Consider the following 20,938-nt stretch of genomic DNA (forward strand, 5'->3'; position numbering starts at 1 on the left):
TTGAACTAGGGGTCCTCATCGGATTACCGAATTCAGTCAAACTCCGAATGCCAATGACTTATCCTTAGGAGTCAGACTGCGAGTGATAAGATCCGTAGTCAAGAGGGAAACAGCCCAGATCGCCAGCTAAGGTCCCAAAGTGTGTATTAAGTGGAAAAGGATGTGGAGTTGCTTAGACAACTAGGATGTTGGCTTAGAAGCAGCCACCATTTAAAGAGTGCGTAATAGCTCACTAGTCGAGTGACTCTGCGCCGAAAATGTACCGGGGCTAAATACACCACCGAAGCTGCGAATTGATACCAATGGTATCAGTGGTAGGGGAGCGTTCTAAGTGCAGTGAAGTCAGACCGGAAGGACTGGTGGAGCGCTTAGAAGTGAGAATGCCGGTATGAGTAGCGAAAGACGGGTGAGAATCCCGTCCACCGAATGCCTAAGGTTTCCTGAGGAAGGCTCGTCCGCTCAGGGTTAGTCAGGACCTAAGCCGAGGCCGACAGGCGTAGGCGATGGACAACAGGTTGATATTCCTGTACCACCTCTTTATCGTTTGAGCAATGGAGGGACGCAGAAGGATAGAAGAAGCGTGCGATTGGTTGTGCACGTCCAAGCAGTTAGGCTGATAAGTAGGCAAATCCGCTTATCGTAAAGGCTGAGCTGTGATGGGGAAGCTCCTTATGGAGCGAAGTCTTTGATTCCCCGCTGCCAAGAAAAGCTTCTAGCGAGATAAAAGGTGCCTGTACCGCAAACCGACACAGGTAGGCGAGGAGAGAATCCTAAGGTGTGCGAGAGAACTCTGGTTAAGGAACTCGGCAAAATGACCCCGTAACTTCGGGAGAAGGGGTGCTTTCTTAACGGAAAGCCGCAGTGAATAGGCCCAAGCGACTGTTTAGCAAAAACACAGCTCTCTGCGAAGCCGTAAGGCGAAGTATAGGGGGTGACACCTGCCCGGTGCTGGAAGGTTAAGGAGAGGGGTTAGCGTAAGCGAAGCTCTGAACTGAAGCCCCAGTAAACGGCGGCCGTAACTATAACGGTCCTAAGGTAGCGAAATTCCTTGTCGGGTAAGTTCCGACCCGCACGAAAGGTGTAACGATTTGGGCACTGTCTCAACCAGAGACTCGGTGAAATTATAGTACCTGTGAAGATGCAGGTTACCCGCGACAGGACGGAAAGACCCCGTGGAGCTTTACTGTAGCCTGATATTGAATTTTGGTACAGTTTGTACAGGATAGGCGGGAGCCATTGAAACCGGAGCGCTAGCTTCGGTGGAGGCGCTGGTGGGATACCGCCCTGACTGTATTGAAATTCTAACCTACGGGTCTTATCGACCCGGGAGACAGTGTCAGGTGGGCAGTTTGACTGGGGCGGTCGCCTCCTAAAGTGTAACGGAGGCGCCCAAAGGTTCCCTCAGAATGGTTGGAAATCATTCGTAGAGTGCAAAGGCATAAGGGAGCTTGACTGCGAGACCTACAAGTCGAGCAGGGACGAAAGTCGGGCTTAGTGATCCGGTGGTTCCGCATGGAAGGGCCATCGCTCAACGGATAAAAGCTACCCCGGGGATAACAGGCTTATCTCCCCCAAGAGTCCACATCGACGGGGAGGTTTGGCACCTCGATGTCGGCTCATCGCATCCTGGGGCTGTAGTCGGTCCCAAGGGTTGGGCTGTTCGCCCATTAAAGCGGTACGCGAGCTGGGTTCAGAACGTCGTGAGACAGTTCGGTCCCTATCCGTCGTGGGCGTAGGAAATTTGAGAGGAGCTGTCCTTAGTACGAGAGGACCGGGATGGACGCACCGCTGGTGTACCAGTTGTTCTGCCAAGGGCATAGCTGGGTAGCTATGTGCGGAAGGGATAAGTGCTGAAAGCATCTAAGCATGAAGCCCCCCTCAAGATGAGATTTCCCATAGCGTAAGCTAGTAAGATCCCTGAAAGATGATCAGGTTGATAGGTTCGAGGTGGAAGCATGGTGACATGTGGAGCTGACGAATACTAATAGATCGAGGACTTAACCATATAATATGTAGCAAATGTTATCTAGTTTTGAAGGAATATGCCTTCATAGTTTGGTGATGATGGCAGAGAGGTCACACCCGTTCCCATACCGAACACGGAAGTTAAGCTCTCTAGCGCCGATGGTAGTTGGGACCTTGTCCCTGTGAGAGTAGGACGTCGCCAAGCAAAAACCTAAGTCGTTTCGACTTAGGTTTTTTTGTGTTTATTTTTATTTACGGAATGTTATAATCCATAAATTTAATAACGCTAAAGACGAAAGAAGAATGAAATAGAGACTGTTTAAAATAATAGCAATGATTTTTTGTGTTCTTGATTTTCCTAATGCCGCTAAAGTAATACTTAAAATAGGACACATTATTTCTATCATAAGTATATATTTTAAATAATGAGATGCTATAAATAAGTATTCAATAATTACAACAATTACTGCGATAGAAAAAAATAAATAGGATAATAGCATAGTTCTTTCTTTCACGTTTATCCTCCTTAGAAATTAAATCGTTATAATAAAAGTTTTATTGATGTGTAGAATACAAGAGTGTATATATTTTGATTAAAAACATACTGAAGTATTATATAAACGATTATAAGTAAATGGATCTCTAGAAATATATATTCTAATTCCTTTTTCTTCTTGCATATAGTTGCAATTCTTGTTTTGAATATAACTAAAACACGAACGTTATTGACTACTAATAAAAAAACATTCGATTATTTATTGACATCGTTTATGAAATATTGTTAATATAGCCATAGAAACAATAATATAAGACCTCATATAATCGCGGGGATATGGCCTGCAAGTCTCTACCTAACGACCGTTATTCGTTAGACTATGAGGGAAAGTCACTCGGTATTTTTCTATTCACAAGGGATACGTATGCCTGAGTAGAGCGCTTTCTCTCATAGTAAAAGAGAAACTGTTCTATTTCAGGCTTTTTTTATTTGAATCGGGGGGATTCTAATATGAAATCACTAGTTGGAGTCATAATGGGAAGTACGTCAGACTGGGAAACAATGAAATATGCTTGTGACATTTTAGATGAATTAAATATACCGTATGAGAAAAAAGTTGTATCCGCTCATCGGACTCCGGATTATATGTTTGAATATGCAGAGACGGCTCGTGAACGTGGATTGAAAGTTATTATTGCTGGAGCTGGTGGAGCAGCACATTTACCAGGAATGGTTGCAGCGAAGACAAATCTTCCTGTAATTGGAGTTCCAGTTCAATCAAAAGCATTAAACGGCTTAGATTCATTATTATCCATCGTCCAAATGCCAGGAGGTGTTCCAGTTGCAACTGTTGCAATTGGTAAAGCCGGTTCAACGAATGCTGGATTACTTGCTGCACAAATACTTGGATCATTCCATGATGATATACATGATGCATTAGAATTGAGACGAGAAGCGATTGAAAAAGATGTGCGTGAAGGTAGTGAGCTAGTATGACGAGAATCATTTTACCTGGAAAAACAATCGGCATTATTGGAGGCGGCCAGCTAGGAAGAATGATGGCATTGGCAGCCAAGGAGATGGGATATAAAATTGCTGTTTTAGATCCTACAAAGCATTCACCATGTGCACAAGTTGCTGATGTTGAAATTGTTGCACCATATGATGATTTAAAAGCAATTCAGCATTTAGCAGAGATAAGTGATGTTGTCACATACGAATTTGAGAATATTGATTATAGATGTTTACAATGGCTTGAAAAACATGCTTACTTGCCACAAGGTAGTCAGTTGTTAAATAAAACGCAAAATCGTTTTACAGAAAAGAATGCGATTGAGAAGGCTGGGTTACCAGTAGCAACGTATAGATTAGTTCAAAATCAAGATCAGCTTACAGAAGCAATTGCTGAGTTATCATTCCCTTCCGTCTTAAAAACGACGACAGGTGGATATGATGGGAAAGGACAAGTTGTTTTAAGAAGTGAAGCTGATGTTGAGACAGCAAGAAATCTTGTGGATAAAGCAGAATGTATTTTAGAGAAATGGGTGCCTTTTGAAAAAGAAGTATCAGTTATTGTGATTCGTAGTGTAAGTGGTGAAACAAAAGTGTTTCCAGTAGCAGAAAATATTCATGTAAATAACATTTTACATGAATCTATCGTTCCAGCTCGCATTACAGAAGAGCTTTCTCAAAAAGCAATTGCTTATGCAAAGGTACTTGCGGATGAATTAGAACTTGTGGGAACACTAGCTGTAGAGATGTTTGCTACAGATAATGGTGAGATTTATATTAATGAATTAGCGCCAAGACCTCACAATTCAGGACACTATACACAGGATGCATGTGAGACGAGTCAATTTGGTCAACATATTCGAGCAATCTGTAATTTACCTCTAGGAGAAACAAATTTGTTAAAACCAGTTGTCATGGTAAACATTTTAGGCGAACATATAGAAGGGGTCCTAAGACAAGTGAATAGATTAACCGGGTGCTATTTACACTTGTATGGAAAAGAAGAAGCAAAAGCACAGCGAAAAATGGGGCATGTTAATATTTTAAATGATAATATTGAAGTCGCTCTAGAAAAAGCGAAGAGTTTGCATATTTGGGACCATCAAGAACAACTGTTGGAGGGAAAAAGATGATTAGTCGTTATACACGCCCAGAAATGGGTGCAATTTGGACGGAAGAGAACAAATTTAAAGCATGGTTAGAAGTTGAGATTTTAGCTTGTGAAGCATGGGCTGAGCTTGGCGATATTCCAAAAGAAGATGTTAAGAAAATTCGTGAGCATGCATCATTTGATATTGATCGTATTTATGAAATTGAAAAAGAAACACGTCATGACGTAGTTGCATTCACTCGTGCTGTATCCGAAACGCCAGCATTAGGTGAGGAACGTAAATGGGTTCATTACGGTTTAACATCTACAGACGTAGTAGATACAGCGTTATCTTACATTTTAAAACAAGCGAATGAAATCATATTAAAAGACTTAGAAAACTTTGTAAGCATTTTAGCTAACAAAGCGAAAGAGCATAAATACACAATCATGATGGGAAGAACACATGGTGTTCATGCAGAACCAACAACATTTGGTTTAAAACTTGGTCTTTGGTATGAAGAAATGAAACGTAACGTAGAGCGTTTCAAACAAGCTGCTGATACAGTTCGTGTTGGTAAACTATCTGGTGCGGTTGGTACATATGCAAATATCGATCCATTCGTAGAAAAATATGTTTGTGAAAACTTAGGATTAGAAGCAGCACCAATTTCAACACAAACATTGCAACGTGATCGTCACGCACACTACATGTCAACACTTGCACTAATTGCAACATCTATCGAAAAGATGGCAGTTGAGATTCGTGGTTTACAAAAGAGTGAAACACGTGAAGTTGAAGAAGCTTTCGCAAAAGGTCAAAAAGGTTCTTCTGCAATGCCACATAAACGTAATCCAATTGGTTCTGAAAATATGACTGGTTTAGCTCGTGTTATCCGCGGTTATATGATGACAGCTTACGAAAATGTTCCATTATGGCATGAGCGTGACATTTCTCACTCTTCGGCAGAACGTGTAATTTTACCAGATGCTACAATCGCATTAAATTACATGTTAAATCGCTTTGGTAATATCGTTAAAAACTTAACTGTATACCCAGAGAATATGAAACGCAATATGACAAGAACATACGGCTTAATTTATTCTCAGCGCGTAATGCTTACACTAATCGACAAAGGTATGGTACGTGAAGAAGCTTATGATATCGTACAGCCTAAAGCGATGGAAGCTTGGGAAACACAAGTACAATTTAAAGAGCTTGTAGAAGCTGATGAGCGTATTACAAGTAAGTTAACACAAGAAGAAATTAATGAATGCTTCAACTATGAGCATCATATGCAACACGTTGATACAATCTTTGAACGCCTTGGATTAAACGAAGCGTAAAATTTCATATGGCACAGAATAGAGTCATTCTGTGCCATTCTTTATAAAAACATTATTCACATTTTTCAAACTACAGGGGGCTTGCGAAATGCAAAAGCTAGAATTGCTGTATGAAGGTAAGGCAAAAAGAATTTATCGTACAGAATCAGCAGATATGGTTTGGGTAGAGTACAAAGATAGTGCGACTGCTTTCAATGGGGAGAAAAAAGAGACGATTACAGGAAAAGGTCGTTTGAACAATGAAATTACAACTTTATTGTTCAGAAAGTTACAAGAAGTGGGAATTAAAACACATTTTGTTGAGAAGTTATCTGAAACAGAACAACTTGTTAAAAAAGTGAGTATTATTCCTTTAGAAGTTGTCACAAGAAATGTAATTGCAGGAAGTCTTTCAAAACGATTAGGAATGGAAGAGGGAACTGTACTTGCAGAACCAATCGTAGAATTTTACTTCAAAGATGATGATTTAGGAGATCCGCTTGTAACGGAAGATCATATTCGTGTATTAAACGTTGCATCACCAGAGCAAGTAAGTGTATTACGAGATATGGCTCTACAAATCAATCAAGTGTTGATTGATCATTTCGCAAGCTGTCGTGTAAGATTAGTAGATTTCAAATTAGAGTTTGGTGTAACGGAAGAAGGAGAAATCATTTTAGCGGATGAAATTTCACCGGATACTTGCCGTTTATGGGATGAAACGAGCAATGAAAAGTTTGATAAAGACGTATTCCGTCGCGATCTTGGAAATTTAACAGCTGCTTATGAAGAGATTTTAAAACGTTTAGGGGGAATTTCACATGTATAAAGTTAAGGTATATGTAACATTAAGAGAAAGCGTATTAGATCCACAAGGAACAGCAGTAAAAGGAGCACTTCATAGTCTTTCATTCACAGAAGTACAAGATGTTCGAATCGGAAAGTACATGGAACTAACAATTGATAAATCTGTATCTGATTTAGATAGCAAGGTAAAGGAAATGTGTGAAAAACTATTAGCGAACGTTGTAATGGAAGACTTCCGTTATGAAGTTGAGGAGGTTGTCGCACAGTGAAATTTGCCGTAATAGTATTTCCGGGTTCGAACTGTGATGTCGATATGTTCCATGCAATTAAAGATGAGCTTGGCGAAGAAGTAGATTACGTTTGGCACGATACAGAGAATCTAGATGAATATGATGCAATTCTACTACCAGGTGGATTTTCTTATGGTGACTACTTACGCTGCGGTGCTATCTCTCGCTTTGCTAATGCAATGAAAGCAGTGCAAAAAGCTGCTGAGCAAGGAAAGCCGATTTTAGGTGTATGTAATGGATTCCAGATTCTTGTTGAATCAGGATTACTACCAGGAGCGTTAATGAGAAACGAAAACTTAAAATTTATGTGTCGCACTGTTCAGTTGCGTGTTGAAAATAATGAAACGATGTTTACATCACAATATGGAAAAGATGAAGTAATTAATATTCCAATCGCGCATGGTGAGGGGAATTACTATTGTGATGAAGCGACGCTTAAACAATTAGAAGAGAACAATCAAATCGCATTCCGTTACGTAGAAAACCCTAACGGTAGCGTTTCAGATATTGCTGGTATTGTAAATGAAAAAGGAAATGTACTTGGTATGATGCCACACCCAGAGCGTGCTGTAGATGAATTACTTGGCGGTGCTGAAGGGTTAAAAGTCTTTCAATCTATCTTAAAACAGTGGAGGGAAACATATGTCGTTAATGCTTGAACCAAATCCAACACAAATTAAAGAAGAGCGTATATATGCGGAAATGGGGCTAACAGACGAAGAGTTTGCCATGGTTGAAAAGATTTTAGGTCGTCTGCCAAATTATACAGAAACAGGGTTATTCTCTGTAATGTGGTCTGAACATTGTAGTTATAAAAATTCGAAACCAGTTCTTCGTAAGTTTCCAACTACAGGTGAGCGCGTTCTGCAAGGACCTGGAGAAGGTGCTGGAATTGTAGATATCGGTGATAATCAAGCAGTTGTATTTAAAATGGAAAGTCATAACCATCCTTCAGCTATTGAACCATATCAAGGAGCTGCAACAGGTGTTGGTGGTATTATTCGTGACGTATTCTCTATGGGAGCACGCCCGGTAGCTCTATTAAACTCACTTCGTTTCGGTGAATTACAGTCACCACGTGTGAAATATTTATTCGAAGAAGTAGTAGCAGGAATTGCAGGATACGGTAACTGCATCGGTATTCCGACTGTTGGCGGCGAAGTACAATTTGATCCATGTTATGAAGGAAATCCACTTGTAAATGCAATGTGCGTAGGTTTGATTAACCACGAAGACATTAAAAAAGGGCAAGCGCACGGTGCTGGTAACACAGTAATGTACGTAGGAGCATCAACTGGTCGTGACGGTATTCACGGTGCAACATTCGCGTCGGAAGAACTATCTGAAAGCTCAGAAGCGAAACGTCCAGCGGTTCAAGTAGGGGATCCATTTATGGAAAAACTTCTTATTGAAGCGTGTTTAGAATTAATTCAATCCGATGCACTTGTTGGAATTCAAGATATGGGTGCGGCTGGTTTAACATCATCATCTGCAGAAATGGCAAGTAAAGCAGGAATGGGTATTGAAATGTACTTAGATGATGTACCACAGCGTGAAACAGGAATGACACCATATGAAATGATGCTATCTGAATCACAAGAGCGTATGTTAATTGTCGTGAAAAAAGGTAGAGAACAAGAAATAGTAGATTTATTTGAGAAGTATGGTCTTGCAGCGGTTACGATGGGGAAAGTAACAGAAGATAAAATGCTTCGTTTATTCCATAAAGGTGAAAAGGTAGCTGAAGTTCCAGCAGATGCTTTAGCAGAAGAAGCACCAATTTATCATAAGCCATCAAAAGAAGCAGCATACTTTGCTGAATTCCAAGCAATGAAAATGGAAACGCCAAAAGTAGAAAATTATAAAGAAACGTTATTCGCTTTATTACAGCAACCAACAATTGCAAGTAAAGAGTGGGTATACGATCAATACGATTACCAAGTTCGCACAAGCACAGTTGTTACGCCAGGTTCAGATGCTGCAGTTGTACGTGTACGCGGTACAGAAAAAGGATTAGCAATGACGACAGATTGTAACTCTCGCTACATTTATCTAGACCCAGAGATGGGCGGTAAAATTGCAGTAGCAGAGGCAGCGCGTAATATCGTATGTTCTGGCGGAGAGCCACTTGCAATTACAGATTGCTTAAACTTCGGGAACCCAGAAAAACCAGAAATCTTCTGGCAGATTGAGAAATCAGTAGACGGTATGAGTGAAGCTTGTCGCACATTACAAACACCAGTTATCGGCGGAAACGTATCGATGTATAACGAGCGTAGTGGTGAAGCTGTATATCCAACACCAACTGTTGGGATGGTCGGACTTGTGCATGACTTAAAACATGTAACAACACAAGAGTTTAAGCAAGCTGGTGATTTAGTGTATGTAATTGGTGAGACGAAAGCTGAGTTTGGCGGAAGTGAATTACAGAAAATGATTCACGGCAAAATTTTCGGTCAATCACCAAGTATCGATTTAGATGTAGAATTAAAACGCCAAAAACAAGTATTAGAAGCAATTCAAGCTGGTCTTGTTCAATCTGCACATGATGTTGCTGAAGGTGGTTTAGCAGTTGCGATTTCAGAAAGTGCAATTGGTGCTAAAGGCTTAGGTGCTACTGTGAAATTAGATGGAGAAGCAACAGCAGCATTATTCGCTGAATCACAGTCTCGTTTCGTGATAACTGTAAAACGTGAAAATAAAGAGGCGTTTGAGAAAGTGGTAGAAGCAATCCAAGTTGGAGAAGTAACAAGTACAAATGAAGTAACAATTCATAATGAAGAAAATGAAGTATTACTTACAGCAAATGTAGATGAAATGAGAAAGGCTTGGAAAGGGGCAATCCCATGCTTGCTGAAATAAAGGGGTTAAACGAAGAATGTGGCGTTTTCGGAATTTGGGGGCATGAAAATGCAGCACAAGTTTCATACTACGGATTGCACAGTTTACAGCACCGTGGGCAAGAAGGCGCAGGCATTGTCGTAAATAATGGGGAAAAAATCATCGGTCACAAGGGGTTAGGTTTAATATCAGAAGTGTTTTCAAGAGGTGAGCTAGAAGGATTAAATGGAAAATCAGCAATCGGACATGTACGATATGCAACAGCTGGTGGAAGTGAAGTTGCTAACGTTCAACCATTGTTGTTCCGTTTTTCCGATCATAGTATGGCGTTAGCTCATAACGGAAATTTAATTAATGCAAAAATGCTTCGTCGTGAATTAGAAGCAGAGGGCAGTATTTTTCAAACTAGTTCAGATACAGAAGTACTTTTACATCTTATTAAACGTAGTACGAAAGATTCTTTAATTGAAAGTGTAAAAGAGGCTTTAAATAAAGTGAAAGGTGCGTTTGCGTATCTTTTACTAACTGGAAATGAAATGATCGTTGCATTAGATCCGAATGGGTTCCGTCCGCTTTCAATTGGAAAGATGGGGGATGCTTACGTTGTAGCGTCAGAAACATGTGCTTTTGATGTAGTAGGTGCAACATACATTCGCGATGTAGAACCGGGTGAATTACTTGTCATTAATGATGAAGGAATTCACGTAGATCGTTTCACAAATGATGTAGAACATGCAATTTGTAGTATGGAATACATTTACTTTGCACGACCAGATTCTAATATTGCAGGCGTTAATGTTCATGCAGCACGTAAGAATATGGGGAAACGTTTAGCGGCAGAAGCTCCTATTGAGGCAGATGTTGTTACTGGTGTACCAGACTCTAGTATTTCAGCTGCGATTGGCTATGCGGAGGCGACAGGTATTCCATATGAGTTAGGATTAATTAAAAATCGTTACGTTGGACGTACGTTTATTCAACCTTCTCAAGAACTGCGCGAGCAAGGGGTTAAGATGAAGCTTTCCGCAGTAAGAGGTGTAGTTGAAGGGAAACGAGTTGTTATGATTGATGACTCTATCGTAAGAGGAACGACAAGTAAACGAATTGTTCGTATGCTTCGTGAAGCTGGAGCGACAGAAGTTCACGTAAGAATCGCTTCACCACCTCTTAAGTATCCATGTTTCTATGGCATTGATATTCAAACGAGAAAAGAATTAATTGCAGCAAATAATACAGTAGAAGAAATCCGTGAAATGATCGGAGCAGATTCTTTAACATTTTTAAGCGAAGATGGATTAGTAGATGCAATTGGGCGTCCATATGAAGGGAAATATGGCGGTCTATGTATGGCTTACTTTAATGGGGACTATCCAACAGCTCTTTATGATTATGAGCAAGAGCTTTTAGAAAGTATGAAATAAGAAAAGTGAAAAAAGCTTCTACTTCTTTTGATGTAGAAGCTAGCTCCTTTCTTAAAATAGCCCGCCCTGGATGGGGAGAAATTAAAAGACGAGGTGTAAATAACGATGGCGAATGCATATAAGCAAGCAGGAGTAGATATTGAAGCTGGATATGAAGCGGTATCTCGCATGAAAAAACACGTACAAACAACTATGAGAAAAGAAGTACTAGGCGGTTTAGGCGGTTTTGGAGGTATGTTTGATCTATCAAAATTTGCATTAGAAGAACCTGTATTAGTATCTGGAACAGATGGCGTGGGAACGAAATTGATGCTCGCTTTTATGGCAGATAAACATGACACAATTGGTATTGATGCAGTAGCAATGTGTGTAAATGATATTGTTGTCCAAGGAGCAGAGCCGCTTTTCTTCCTTGATTATATTGCTTGTGGTAAAGCTGAACCTAGTAAAATTGAAAACATCGTCAAAGGTATATCAGAGGGCTGTCGCCAAGCTGGTTGTGCATTAATCGGTGGAGAAACAGCTGAAATGCCAGGAATGTATTCTACGGAAGAATATGATTTAGCTGGTTTTACAGTTGGGATTGTTGATAAAAAGAAAATTGTAACAGGTGAAAAAATTGAAGCTGGTCACGTGTTAATTGGCTTAGCATCTAGCGGTATTCATAGCAATGGTTACTCTTTAGTACGAAAAGTGTTACTAGAAGATGGAGAACTAGCTTTAGAGCGTATTTATGGTCGCTTAGAACTACCTCTTGGTGAAGAATTATTAAAACCAACGAAAATTTATGTCAAACCTATTTTAGAACTATTGAAGAAACATGAAGTATACGGTATGGCGCATATTACAGGTGGCGGATTTATTGAAAATATTCCACGCATGTTGCCAGAAGGAATTGGTGCTGAGATTGAACTAGGATCTTGGAAAATTCAGCCGATATTTAGTTTACTTCAAGAAGTTGGAAAACTGGAAGAGAAAGACATGTTCAATATTTTTAACATGGGTATTGGTATGGTAGTGGCAGTAAAGGAAGAAGATGCAAAAGATGTTGTTCGTCTTCTTGAAGAACAAGGAGAAACGGCTCGTATTATTGGACGTACTATACAAGGAGCTGGTGTTACTTTTAATGGGGGCACAGCACTATGAGTAGATTAGCGGTTTTTGCTTCTGGAAGCGGATCTAACTTTCAATCTCTCGTTAATGCGGTAGAAGAAAAAAGATTGGATGCAGAAATTAGTTTATTAGTATGTGATAAACCAGAAGCACGCGCTGTTGGACGGGCAAATTATCATCATATTCCGTGTTTCGCTTTTTCAGCGAAAGCATATGAGTCCAAAGAAGCGTTTGAAAAAGAGATATTAAAGAAGCTAGAAGAATATGAAATTGATTATATTCTTTTAGCTGGATATATGCGTTTAATTGGGCCGACGTTACTAGAAGCATACAGCGGAAAGATTATTAATATTCATCCATCATTACTACCGAGCTTTCCGGGTAAAGATGCTGTCGGTCAAGCGTTAGAAGCAGGTGTGAAAGTAACTGGAGTAACAATTCATTATGTAGATGCAGGTATGGATACAGGGCCAATTATTGCGCAAGAAGCAGTGGTTGTTTCTGAAGGGGATACGAGAGAAAGCTTACAAAAGAAAATTCAACAAGTTGAACATAAATTATACGTAAATACAGTGAATCAAATTGTTCAGTCTGTGAAAGAAGCAACTGTTAACTAACATACAACCAGGGGTGAAGGATAAATGAAAAAGCGTGCATTAGTAAGTGTTTCAGATAAAACAGGAGTAGTAGAATTTGTTAAAGGGTTACTAGAGCAAGGGATTGAAGTTATTTCAACAGGTGGTACGAAAAAGTTACTAGAAGAAAACGGCTTACAAGTAATTGGTATTTCTGAAGTAACTGGTTTCCCTGAAATTATGGATGGTCGTGTGAAAACTTTACATCCAAATATTCATGGTGGTCTATTAGCAGTTCGTGATAATGAAACACATGTAGCGCAAATGAATGAATTAGGTATTCAAGCAATTGATTTTGTTGTTGTTAACTTATACCCATTTAAAGAAACAATCGCTAAGCCTGATGTAACATTTGCTGATGCAATTGAAAATATTGATATCGGTGGCCCGACAATGATTCGCTCTGCTGCGAAAAATCATAAATTCGTATCTGTAATTGTAGATCCAGTAGATTATGATATTGTGTTAGCAGAACTGAAAGAGAACGATGAAGTAGCAGAGGAAACGAAACGTAAACTAGCAGCGAAAGTATTCCGTCATACAGCAGCGTATGATGCGTTAATTTCTAACTACTTAACAGAGCAAATGGGTGAAGAAAGTTCAGAAACATTAACTGTGACATTTGAGAAAAAGCAAGACTTACGTTATGGCGAGAACCCACATCAAAAAGCAACTTTCTATAAAGCGCCATTCGCAGCAACTTCTTCTGTTGCATACGCAGAACAATTACACGGTAAAGAATTATCGTATAACAATATTAATGATGCAGACGCAGCGCTTAGCATCGTAAAAGAATTTACAGAACCAGCAGTAGTAGCGGTAAAACATATGAATCCATGTGGTGTTGGAGTAGGAACTGATATTCACGAAGCATATACTCGTGCTTATGAAGCAGATCCAATATCAATCTTCGGCGGTATTATTGCAGCAAATCGTGAAATTGATAAAGCTACAGCAGAAAAGTTACATGAAATTTTCTTAGAAATTGTTATCGCACCTTCGTTCTCGCAAGAAGCTTTAGAAGTATTGCAAAGTAAGAAAAACTTACGTCTACTAACTGTAAATATTGAAAAAGCGACAAGTGCAAGCAAAAAACTAACTTCTGTACAAGGTGGGCTTCTCGTTCAAGAGGAAGATACGTTATCATTAGATGAAAGTACAATTTCAATTCCAACGAAACGTGAACCTTCAGAGCAAGAATGGAAAGATTTAAAACTAGCTTGGAAAGTTGTAAAGCATGTGAAATCAAATGCAATTGTTTTAGCGAAAGATGATATGACAATTGGTGTCGGTGCGGGACAGATGAACCGTGTAGGTTCTGCAAAAATCGCAATTACACAAGCTGGTGAAAAAGCACAAGGTAGCGCACTTGCATCTGATGCTTTCTTCCCAATGCCAGATACATTAGAAGAAGCAGCAAAAGCAGGAATTACAGCAATCATTCAACCGGGCGGATCAATCCGTGATGAAGATTCTATTAAAGTGGCGGATACGTATGGGATTGCTATGGTGTTCACTGGCGTACGTCATTTCAAACACTAATAGAGGATGTTTAAAAGGTCCGGTCGAGATAACCTTCGCAAGTCGTCGTTGCAATGCCAGTGCGGTACTCATGTAGGAAAGCTACACTCCGTGTCCTCCTGGCAAATGCGCCTAGACCAGCTCGGTTCTCTTGATCCTCCTTTTAAACTTTTATTGATATGAAAAAGCAAACTAGGAGCATAGCTTCTAGTTTGTACTTATTTAATTATTGGGGGATGAAATATGAATGTTTTAGTAATTGGCCGCGGTGGGCGTGAGCATGCTTTAGCTTGGAAGTTTGCACAATCTGAAAAAGTAGAAAAGGTGTATGTAGCACCAGGTAATGAAGGTATGCGAGATGTTGCAACACCAGTTGATATTGATGAAAATGATTTTGATGCATTAGTCTTATTTGCAAAAGAGAATAATGTGGAATTAACTTTCGTTGGGCCAGAAATTCCACTTATGAATGGAATTGTTGATCGTTTTAAAGAAGAGGGACTTCGTGTATTTGGTCCGAATAAAGCGGCTGCTGTTATTGAAGGTAGTAAAGCTTTTACAAAAGAGCTTATGAAAAAGTATGATATTCCAACTGCGGCGTACGAAACTTTTACAGATTATGAAGAAGCAGTACAGTACATTCAAAAAGTTGGTGCACCAATCGTTATTAAAGCTGACGGCTTAGCTGCTGGTAAAGGGGTAACAGTAGCAATGACGCTTGAAGAGGCATTACAAGCTGTGAAAGAAATGCTGCAAGATGTGAAATTCGGCGCGGCAAGTAAGAAGGTCGTTATTGAAGAGTTTTTAGATGGACAAGAATTTTCATTAATGGCATTCGTGAATGGAACAACTGTACATCCAATGGTAATCGCCCAAGATCATAAAAGAGCTTTTGATGGTGATAAAGGTCCAAATACGGGCGGAATGGGTGCATATTCTCCAGTACCACAAATTCCAGAATCAGCAGTTCAAGAAGCGATTGAAACAGTATTACATCCAACTGCTAAAGCGATGATTGAAGAAAATCGTTCATTTACAGGCATTTTATATGCAGGTCTTATTTTAACAAATGATGGTCCAAAGGTAATTGAATTTAATGCACGCTTTGGTGATCCTGAAACAGAAGTTGTATTACCTCGCTTAGAAAACGATTTAGTTGATGTATGTAACGCTGTATTAGATGAGAGTGAGATAACGTTACAATGGTCAGAAAAAGCGGTAATTGGTGTTGTACTTGCTTCTAAAGGATACCCAGAAGCATATAAAAAAGGTGATATTATTAGCGGACTAGATGCACTGCAAGATGTGATTGTTTTCCATGCAGGTACAGCAATGAAACATGGGGACTTTGTAACGAACGGTGGCCGTGTATTATTTGTTGCTTGTAAGGCAAATAGTTTACAAGAAGCAAAAGATAAAGTATATAAAGAAATCGGTAAAATTGAGAGTGATGGTCTATTTTATCGAAGTGATATAGGATATCGTGCAATTGGGCATGAGATGACGAGAAGTTAATATGTAAAAATCCCGCTGAGGAATCAGCGGGATTTTTTATTCATCTTTATCTTTTTTTAATTTCCCTTTTTGCTTTGCCATTTCTCGAAGTAAATACTCGATGTGTGCATTGACGCTACGAAACTCATCATTTGCCCATTTTTCGATGACTGCGTGTAATTCAGGATCAATACGTAATGGAAAGCTTTTCTTTTTAGCCATAATTACTTATAGCCCTTAGTATAGGCTTCCTGTATTAATAACGGGTTGCGCACCTTTATCTGAAACGATGGCAACTAATAAGTTGTTTACCATATTTGCTTTACGCTCGTCATCGAGTTCCAGTACGCCTTCTTCATCTAACATATGGATTGAATCTTTGGCCATCTTCACAGCACCTTCAACAATTTCTTTTCTAGCAGCTAATACTGCTTTTGCTTGTTGACGTTGTAGCATTGCATGGGCAATTTCTGTTGCGTAAGCTAAATGCGTTAAACGAGTTTCCAATACTTCTACACCAGCAATTTCAAGACGTGCCTCTAACTCACGTTTTAATTCTTCAGAGATTTCTTCAGTATTTCCGCGTAACGTAATGCAAGTTTCATCTTGGAAATTGTCATAAGGATATTTTGTTGCGACGTGGCGGATTGCCGTTTCGCTTTGAATTTCTACAAATCGATCGTAATGTTCAACACCGAACATTGCTTTTGCAGAATCAACTACTTTATATACGATAACAGCTGCAATTTCAATCGGATTTCCCTCAACATCGTTTACTTTTAATTTCTTACTATTAAAGTTTTCAACACGTAACGATACAGTTTGACGGAATGCGAACGGAATCGTTAAAAATAAACCGTTTTGACGAATTGTTCCTAAATAATTACCAAAGAACGTAATAACTTTCGCTTGATTCGGTTGAACAATCCCGATACCCGTAGCGAGAATTGCGGCTAATACAATAGTTAGTGCTGCTCCTATAAAAATTTCTTGTGCAAGGAAAAATACACCGATAGCCGCTAAAATCAAAATTCCAATAATACCGAGAAAACCATTTACATAAAATACTTGTTTTTCTTTCATATAATCGCCTCCTGATATAAAAATGATATCACTTTTATATCATTTTAAGCAAGAGGTATGCACCTAATTTTCTGAATTTTATTGATTGATATCTTTTATGTACATTTTAAGCTTAAAAAAGGGAATGTACGTTCTGTTTTTATGGTAAAATAAAGAAGACTTAACCGCCCACTGCAGCAGCTAAGTCCCTTTGAGAGCATCTTGCATTGTGACAAATGATTCAAAGCGGTTTTGCCAGGATTATTTCTTCAATCGCTGACTCAATCTCTTTGTCAGAAGCGTCATAACTTCCTTTTGACTTTGGCTTGTCATGAGAGGAAGTTTGATTTACTTCTTCTTTAGCATGTCCTTTTTCAGTAAAATTCATGCTAGGCATTTTAAATGCACCCATATTCATGTATTTTCCAAACTTCCACGCTTCAACAATAGGGCAGAAGCGAACAATTCCCTCTGCAACTTTCATTGCACCAATCCATAGAAAAATGTTAGACCAAGTGCACCATGGCTTGCGTACAAGTTTAGTTGCACTACACCCGAAGAGGACAAGCCCAAGTGTAATTCGAATTAGAGCGTTTATTGTCCCGATGTTTTGCTTCATTAGAAAAACACTCCTTTTTATGAAAATTGAAATAGTAAATACTACTTCTCTTATTAGTATCCCGTGTGATTTTCGGGATATGTAATCCAACATTTGACGTTGAAAAAGATGTTGGAATGGGCGTGTGTGTCAGTAGCTTTTTTTGTTATAATGAAAGAATGCATAAAAAGAAGATGAAATTAAATCATTCTTTTTGAAAAATATTTAATAGTTATTTAAAAAAAACAAGATGAAAACTAACTGTTATTTTAAACAGAACTATAGATATAACTAGAGAAAAGGAAGGGTGTTTTCATGTACGATATTTCCGGATGGAAACATGTATTTAAGCTTGATCCAAATAAGGAGTTAAGCGATGAACATTTAGAAATGATTTGTGAGTCTGGAACTGATGCGGTTATTGTAGGCGGAAGTGATGGGGTTACAATTGATAACGTATTACACATGCTAGTTAGCATTCGTAGATATGCTGTTCCTTGTGTATTAGAGGTCTCTGATGTAGAAGCAATTACACCAGGATTTGATTTTTATTACATCCCAAGTGTGTTAAATAGCCGAAAAGTAGAATGGGTAACAGGTGTTCATCATGAGGCATTGAAAGAATTTGGGGATATTATGGACTGGGACGAAATTTTTATGGAAGGTTATTGTGTTTTAAATCGAGAAGCGAAAGTAGCCGAGCTTACAGATGCAAAATGTGATTTAACAGAAGATGACGTTATTGCATATGCGCGTTTAGCAGACAAGTTATTACATTTACCGATATTTTATTTAGAATATAGCGGTACGTATGGAGAAGTTGAACTTGTTAAAAATGTAAAAGCAGAATTGAAACAAGCTAAGTTATACTATGGCGGCGGTATTTCTAATGCAGAACAGGCGAAAGAAATGGCACAGTATGCTGATACAGTAGTTGTTGGAAATATTATTTATGATGATATAAAATCGGCGTTAAAAACAGTTAAAGCAGTAAAAGGAGAGTAGGTGCAGGCGTATATGAGTATGACAGATAAGTTATTAAACGGTTTAAATCCACAGCAACAAAAAGCGGTACAAACAACGAATGGACCACTTCTATTAATGGCAGGTGCAGGTAGTGGTAAAACACGTGTGTTAACACACCGTATTGCGTATTTGCTTGGTGAAAAAGGTGTAGCACCATGGAATGTACTAGCTATTACCTTCACAAATAAAGCAGCTCGTGAAATGCGCGAGCGTATTGATACACTTGTGGGACCAGAAGCAGAAGATATTTGGATTTCGACGTTCCACTCTATGTGTGTACGTATTTTACGACGCGATATCGATCGTATTGGTATTAATCGTAACTTTACAATCTTAGATTCAGGTGATCAGCTAACTGTAGTCAAAAAAATTATGAAAGAGCGCAATATTGATCCGAAGAAATTTGAGCCGCGCTCTATTTTAGCGGGTATTAGTAATGCCAAAAATGAACTGTTATCTGCGGATAAATATGCAAAAAAAATTACAATGGCTGATCCATATGAAAAATTAACGAGCGATGTATACACAGAGTATCAAAAACGTCTTTTGAAAAATAATTCATTAGACTTTGATGATTTAATTATGACGACGATTCAGCTATTTGAACGTGTTCCAGAAGTATTGGAGTTTTATCAGCGTAAGTTCCAATATATTCACGTGGATGAGTATCAAGATACGAATAAAGCGCAATATCTTCTTGTTAAACATTTGGCAGCACGTTTTAAAAATCTTTGCGTTGTAGGTGACTCTGACCAGTCTATTTATCGCTGGCGTGGTGCAGATATTTCTAACATTTTGTCATTTGAAAAAGATTATGAGAATGCACAAGTAATTTTGTTAGAACAAAACTATCGTTCGTCACAAAATATTTTAAATGCAGCGAATGCTGTTATTGAAAAAAATACGAATCGTAAACCGAAGAAATTATGGACGGACAATCAAGTTGGAAGCAAAATTTCGTATTATCGTGCTGCAACTGAAAAGGACGAAGCATATTTTGTTGCGAAAAAAATTCGTGACGATCTTCAAATGGGGAAACGAAAATATACTGATTTTGCAGTACTATATCGTACGAATGCTCAGTCTCGTATGGTCGAGGAGATTTTCCTTAAATCTAACATTCCGTACAAAATTGTCGGGGGTACGAAGTTCTACGACCGTAAAGAGATTAAAGATATTTTGGCATACTTACGTTTAATCGGTAATCCAGATGATGAAATTAGTTTTGCACGTATTATTAACATGCCAAAGCGTGGTATTGGTGCGACTTCTATTGATAAAATTATTAATTATGGTGTGCAAAACGGAATTTCATTAACTGCTGTATTTGATGAGATTGAGCATGTTGGAGTAAGTGCAAAAATTACAAAGGCAGTAAAAGAATTCGCAAGTTTATTACACAACTGGGTAAATATGCAAGAGTATTTATCTGTTACAGAATTAGTAGAAGAAGTTATTGAAAAAACAGGCTATCGCGATATGTTGAAAAATGAGCGTTCTTTAGAAGCGGAAGGTCGTTTAGAAAACTTAGACGAGTTCTTATCTGTTACGCAAACATTTGAATCTCAAAGCGAAGATAAGAGCCTTGTTGCATTCTTAACAGATTTAGCACTTGTTGCTGATATTGATCGTGTAGATGAAGACCCAACTGCTGGTGAAGAAGTTATTTTAATGACGATGCACTCAGCAAAAGGATTAGAGTTCCCGGTTGTCTTTATTGTTGGTTTAGAGGAAGGGATATTCCCTCATACTCGTTCTCTTATGGAAGAGGATGAAATGCAAGAAGAACGTCGTCTTGCTTATGTAGGTATTACTCGTGCAGAAGAAGAGCTATATTTATCTAATGCGCAAATGCGTACTTTATTTGGTAGAACAAGTATGAACGCTGCGTCTCGCTTCATTACAGAAATCCCGGCAGAACTAGTGGAATCATTAAATGAAACAGCGCCGAAGCGTGAAAATTCGTTTGGTGCAAAAGGCAGAACAGCAAGTAGTAGTAAAATGACAACGACAACCACAACACGCTCTCGTTCAGCTTTCGCGCGTCCTGCAGCTAAGACGACAGGCGGTGAGCAAATTGGCTGGGCAGTAGGCGATAAAGCTTCCCACCAAAAATGGGGAATCGGTACAGTTGTAAGTGTAAAAGGTGAAGGTGATGCAAAAGAATTAGATATTGCGTTCCCAAGCCCGATTGGTGTTAAACGTTTGTTAGCAAAATTTGCACCTGTGACGAAACAATAGA

The 20,938-nt window shown here is 39.0% G+C and carries 18 protein-coding genes, 2 rRNA genes and 1 riboswitch (1 of these 21 running past the window's edge); of the genes, 16 read left to right on the forward strand and 4 right to left on the reverse strand.

The window, feature by feature from the left end:
- Positions 1 to 2,005, forward strand: a 23S ribosomal RNA gene (locus MHI26_RS01650) (it extends 917 nt beyond the left edge of the window).
- A 49-nt stretch (positions 2,006 to 2,054) separates the two neighbouring features.
- Positions 2,055 to 2,170: ribosomal RNA gene (rrf, locus tag MHI26_RS01655) — 5S ribosomal RNA — on the forward strand.
- Between the two features lie 43 nt (positions 2,171 to 2,213).
- On the opposite strand, the gene MHI26_RS01660 is transcribed toward rrf, so the two are convergent.
- Positions 2,214 to 2,465, reverse strand: a complete 252-nt coding sequence (locus MHI26_RS01660) for a hypothetical protein (protein WP_340809178.1) — start codon at positions 2,463 to 2,465, stop codon at positions 2,214 to 2,216.
- Between the two features lie 294 nt (positions 2,466 to 2,759).
- Positions 2,760 to 2,861: riboswitch (purine riboswitch) on the forward strand.
- Positions 2,862 to 2,971: 110 nt separating this feature from the next.
- Between MHI26_RS01660 and purE the strand changes: the two genes are divergently transcribed.
- The 12 genes from purE (at position 2,972) to purD (ending at position 16,031) form a co-directional block, all read left to right on the forward strand.
- Entirely contained in the window at positions 2,972 to 3,457 is a 486-nt protein-coding gene (gene purE / locus MHI26_RS01665; protein ID WP_000839367.1) for a 5-(carboxyamino)imidazole ribonucleotide mutase, read from the forward strand.
- Positions 3,454 to 4,605, forward strand: a complete 1,152-nt coding sequence (purK, locus tag MHI26_RS01670) for a 5-(carboxyamino)imidazole ribonucleotide synthase (protein ID WP_061666169.1) — start codon at positions 3,454 to 3,456, stop codon at positions 4,603 to 4,605. The genes purE and purK overlap by 4 nt, the downstream gene beginning before the upstream one ends.
- A complete protein-coding gene (gene purB, locus MHI26_RS01675; RefSeq protein WP_000625682.1) occupies positions 4,602 to 5,909 on the forward strand; it encodes an adenylosuccinate lyase in 1,308 nt (435 codons plus the stop codon). Before purK ends, purB begins: the two co-directional genes overlap by 4 nt.
- Positions 5,910 to 5,997: 88 nt before the next feature.
- A complete protein-coding gene (gene purC, locus MHI26_RS01680; RefSeq protein WP_061666170.1) occupies positions 5,998 to 6,717 on the forward strand; it encodes a phosphoribosylaminoimidazolesuccinocarboxamide synthase in 720 nt (239 codons plus the stop codon).
- Complete coding sequence (gene purS / locus MHI26_RS01685; RefSeq protein WP_000278823.1) at positions 6,710 to 6,964, forward strand: phosphoribosylformylglycinamidine synthase subunit PurS; 255 nt, start codon at positions 6,710 to 6,712, stop codon at positions 6,962 to 6,964. The genes purC and purS overlap by 8 nt, the downstream gene beginning before the upstream one ends.
- On the forward strand, positions 6,961 to 7,644 hold the full coding sequence (gene purQ, locus MHI26_RS01690) for a phosphoribosylformylglycinamidine synthase subunit PurQ (protein ID WP_000666787.1): 684 nt from the start codon (positions 6,961 to 6,963) through the stop codon (positions 7,642 to 7,644). The genes purS and purQ overlap by 4 nt, the downstream gene beginning before the upstream one ends.
- A complete protein-coding gene (gene purL, locus MHI26_RS01695; protein WP_000055564.1) occupies positions 7,628 to 9,847 on the forward strand; it encodes a phosphoribosylformylglycinamidine synthase II in 2,220 nt (739 codons plus the stop codon). The genes purQ and purL overlap by 17 nt, the downstream gene beginning before the upstream one ends.
- Positions 9,832 to 11,247: an amidophosphoribosyltransferase gene (purF, locus tag MHI26_RS01700; protein WP_061666171.1), complete on the forward strand. Its 1,416-nt coding sequence runs from the start codon at positions 9,832 to 9,834 to the stop codon at positions 11,245 to 11,247. The genes purL and purF overlap by 16 nt, the downstream gene beginning before the upstream one ends.
- A gap of 105 nt (positions 11,248 to 11,352) precedes the next feature.
- Positions 11,353 to 12,393 carry a phosphoribosylformylglycinamidine cyclo-ligase gene (purM, locus tag MHI26_RS01705; RefSeq protein WP_061666172.1) on the forward strand — a complete coding sequence of 347 codons (1,041 nt, stop codon included), beginning with the start codon at positions 11,353 to 11,355 and terminating at the stop codon, positions 12,391 to 12,393.
- Complete coding sequence (purN, locus tag MHI26_RS01710; protein ID WP_061666173.1) at positions 12,390 to 12,977, forward strand: phosphoribosylglycinamide formyltransferase; 588 nt, start codon at positions 12,390 to 12,392, stop codon at positions 12,975 to 12,977. The genes purM and purN overlap by 4 nt, the downstream gene beginning before the upstream one ends.
- Before the next feature lie 24 nt (positions 12,978 to 13,001).
- Positions 13,002 to 14,537: a bifunctional phosphoribosylaminoimidazolecarboxamide formyltransferase/IMP cyclohydrolase gene (gene purH, locus MHI26_RS01715; protein WP_061666174.1), complete on the forward strand. Its 1,536-nt coding sequence runs from the start codon at positions 13,002 to 13,004 to the stop codon at positions 14,535 to 14,537.
- Between the two features lie 222 nt (positions 14,538 to 14,759).
- The gene (gene purD, locus MHI26_RS01720) at positions 14,760 to 16,031 is read left to right on the forward strand and encodes a phosphoribosylamine--glycine ligase (protein ID WP_061666175.1); all 1,272 of its coding nucleotides are present in this window, start codon (positions 14,760 to 14,762) and stop codon (positions 16,029 to 16,031) included.
- Positions 16,032 to 16,067: 36 nt separating this feature from the next.
- Here purD and MHI26_RS01725 read toward each other — a convergent pair whose 3' ends face one another.
- The 3 genes from MHI26_RS01725 to MHI26_RS01735 form a co-directional block, all read right to left on the reverse strand.
- Complete coding sequence (locus MHI26_RS01725) at positions 16,068 to 16,232, reverse strand: toxin-antitoxin system HicB family antitoxin (RefSeq protein WP_001085172.1); 165 nt, start codon at positions 16,230 to 16,232, stop codon at positions 16,068 to 16,070.
- A gap of 15 nt (positions 16,233 to 16,247) precedes the next feature.
- Positions 16,248 to 17,093: an SPFH domain-containing protein gene (locus MHI26_RS01730; RefSeq protein ID WP_000660674.1), complete on the reverse strand. Its 846-nt coding sequence runs from the start codon at positions 17,091 to 17,093 to the stop codon at positions 16,248 to 16,250.
- 220 nt (positions 17,094 to 17,313) lie between these two features.
- Positions 17,314 to 17,691: a YgaP family membrane protein gene (locus MHI26_RS01735; protein WP_000812342.1), complete on the reverse strand. Its 378-nt coding sequence runs from the start codon at positions 17,689 to 17,691 to the stop codon at positions 17,314 to 17,316.
- 294 nt (positions 17,692 to 17,985) lie between these two features.
- Here MHI26_RS01735 and MHI26_RS01740 point away from each other — a divergent pair, with 294 nt between their 5' ends.
- Entirely contained in the window at positions 17,986 to 18,675 is a 690-nt protein-coding gene (locus tag MHI26_RS01740; protein ID WP_000272105.1) for a heptaprenylglyceryl phosphate synthase, read from the forward strand.
- A gap of 12 nt (positions 18,676 to 18,687) precedes the next feature.
- The gene (gene pcrA, locus MHI26_RS01745) at positions 18,688 to 20,937 is read left to right on the forward strand and encodes a DNA helicase PcrA (protein WP_042973201.1); all 2,250 of its coding nucleotides are present in this window, start codon (positions 18,688 to 18,690) and stop codon (positions 20,935 to 20,937) included.
- The last annotated feature ends 1 nt before the right edge of the window (position 20,938 follow it).

Origin of the sequence: Bacillus sp. FSL K6-1218 (genome assembly GCF_038006445.1) — a bacterium.
GTDB classification, from domain to species: Bacteria; Bacillota; Bacilli; order Bacillales; family Bacillaceae_G; genus Bacillus_A; species Bacillus_A thuringiensis_S.

Excerpts from the sequence above, each read along its gene's own strand:
- MHI26_RS01660 (WP_340809178.1), bottom strand. The coding sequence starts at position 2,465 with ATGCTATTATCCTATTTATTTTTTTCTATCGCAGTAATTGTTGTAATT.
- purE (WP_000839367.1), top strand. The coding sequence starts at position 2,972 with ATGAAATCACTAGTTGGAGTCATAATGGGAAGTACGTCAGACTGGGAA.
- purK (WP_061666169.1), top strand. The coding sequence starts at position 3,454 with ATGACGAGAATCATTTTACCTGGAAAAACAATCGGCATTATTGGAGGC.
- purB (WP_000625682.1), top strand. The coding sequence starts at position 4,602 with ATGATTAGTCGTTATACACGCCCAGAAATGGGTGCAATTTGGACGGAA.
- purC (WP_061666170.1), top strand. The coding sequence starts at position 5,998 with ATGCAAAAGCTAGAATTGCTGTATGAAGGTAAGGCAAAAAGAATTTAT.
- purS (WP_000278823.1), top strand. The coding sequence starts at position 6,710 with ATGTATAAAGTTAAGGTATATGTAACATTAAGAGAAAGCGTATTAGAT.
- purL (WP_000055564.1), top strand. The coding sequence starts at position 7,628 with ATGTCGTTAATGCTTGAACCAAATCCAACACAAATTAAAGAAGAGCGT.
- purF (WP_061666171.1), top strand. The coding sequence starts at position 9,832 with ATGCTTGCTGAAATAAAGGGGTTAAACGAAGAATGTGGCGTTTTCGGA.
- purM (WP_061666172.1), top strand. The coding sequence starts at position 11,353 with ATGGCGAATGCATATAAGCAAGCAGGAGTAGATATTGAAGCTGGATAT.
- purN (WP_061666173.1), top strand. The coding sequence starts at position 12,390 with ATGAGTAGATTAGCGGTTTTTGCTTCTGGAAGCGGATCTAACTTTCAA.
- purH (WP_061666174.1), top strand. The coding sequence starts at position 13,002 with ATGAAAAAGCGTGCATTAGTAAGTGTTTCAGATAAAACAGGAGTAGTA.
- purD (WP_061666175.1), top strand. The coding sequence starts at position 14,760 with ATGAATGTTTTAGTAATTGGCCGCGGTGGGCGTGAGCATGCTTTAGCT.
- MHI26_RS01725 (WP_001085172.1), bottom strand. The coding sequence starts at position 16,232 with ATGGCTAAAAAGAAAAGCTTTCCATTACGTATTGATCCTGAATTACAC.
- MHI26_RS01730 (WP_000660674.1), bottom strand. The coding sequence starts at position 17,093 with ATGAAAGAAAAACAAGTATTTTATGTAAATGGTTTTCTCGGTATTATT.
- MHI26_RS01735 (WP_000812342.1), bottom strand. The coding sequence starts at position 17,691 with ATGAAGCAAAACATCGGGACAATAAACGCTCTAATTCGAATTACACTT.
- MHI26_RS01740 (WP_000272105.1), top strand. The coding sequence starts at position 17,986 with ATGTACGATATTTCCGGATGGAAACATGTATTTAAGCTTGATCCAAAT.
- pcrA (WP_042973201.1), top strand. The coding sequence starts at position 18,688 with ATGAGTATGACAGATAAGTTATTAAACGGTTTAAATCCACAGCAACAA.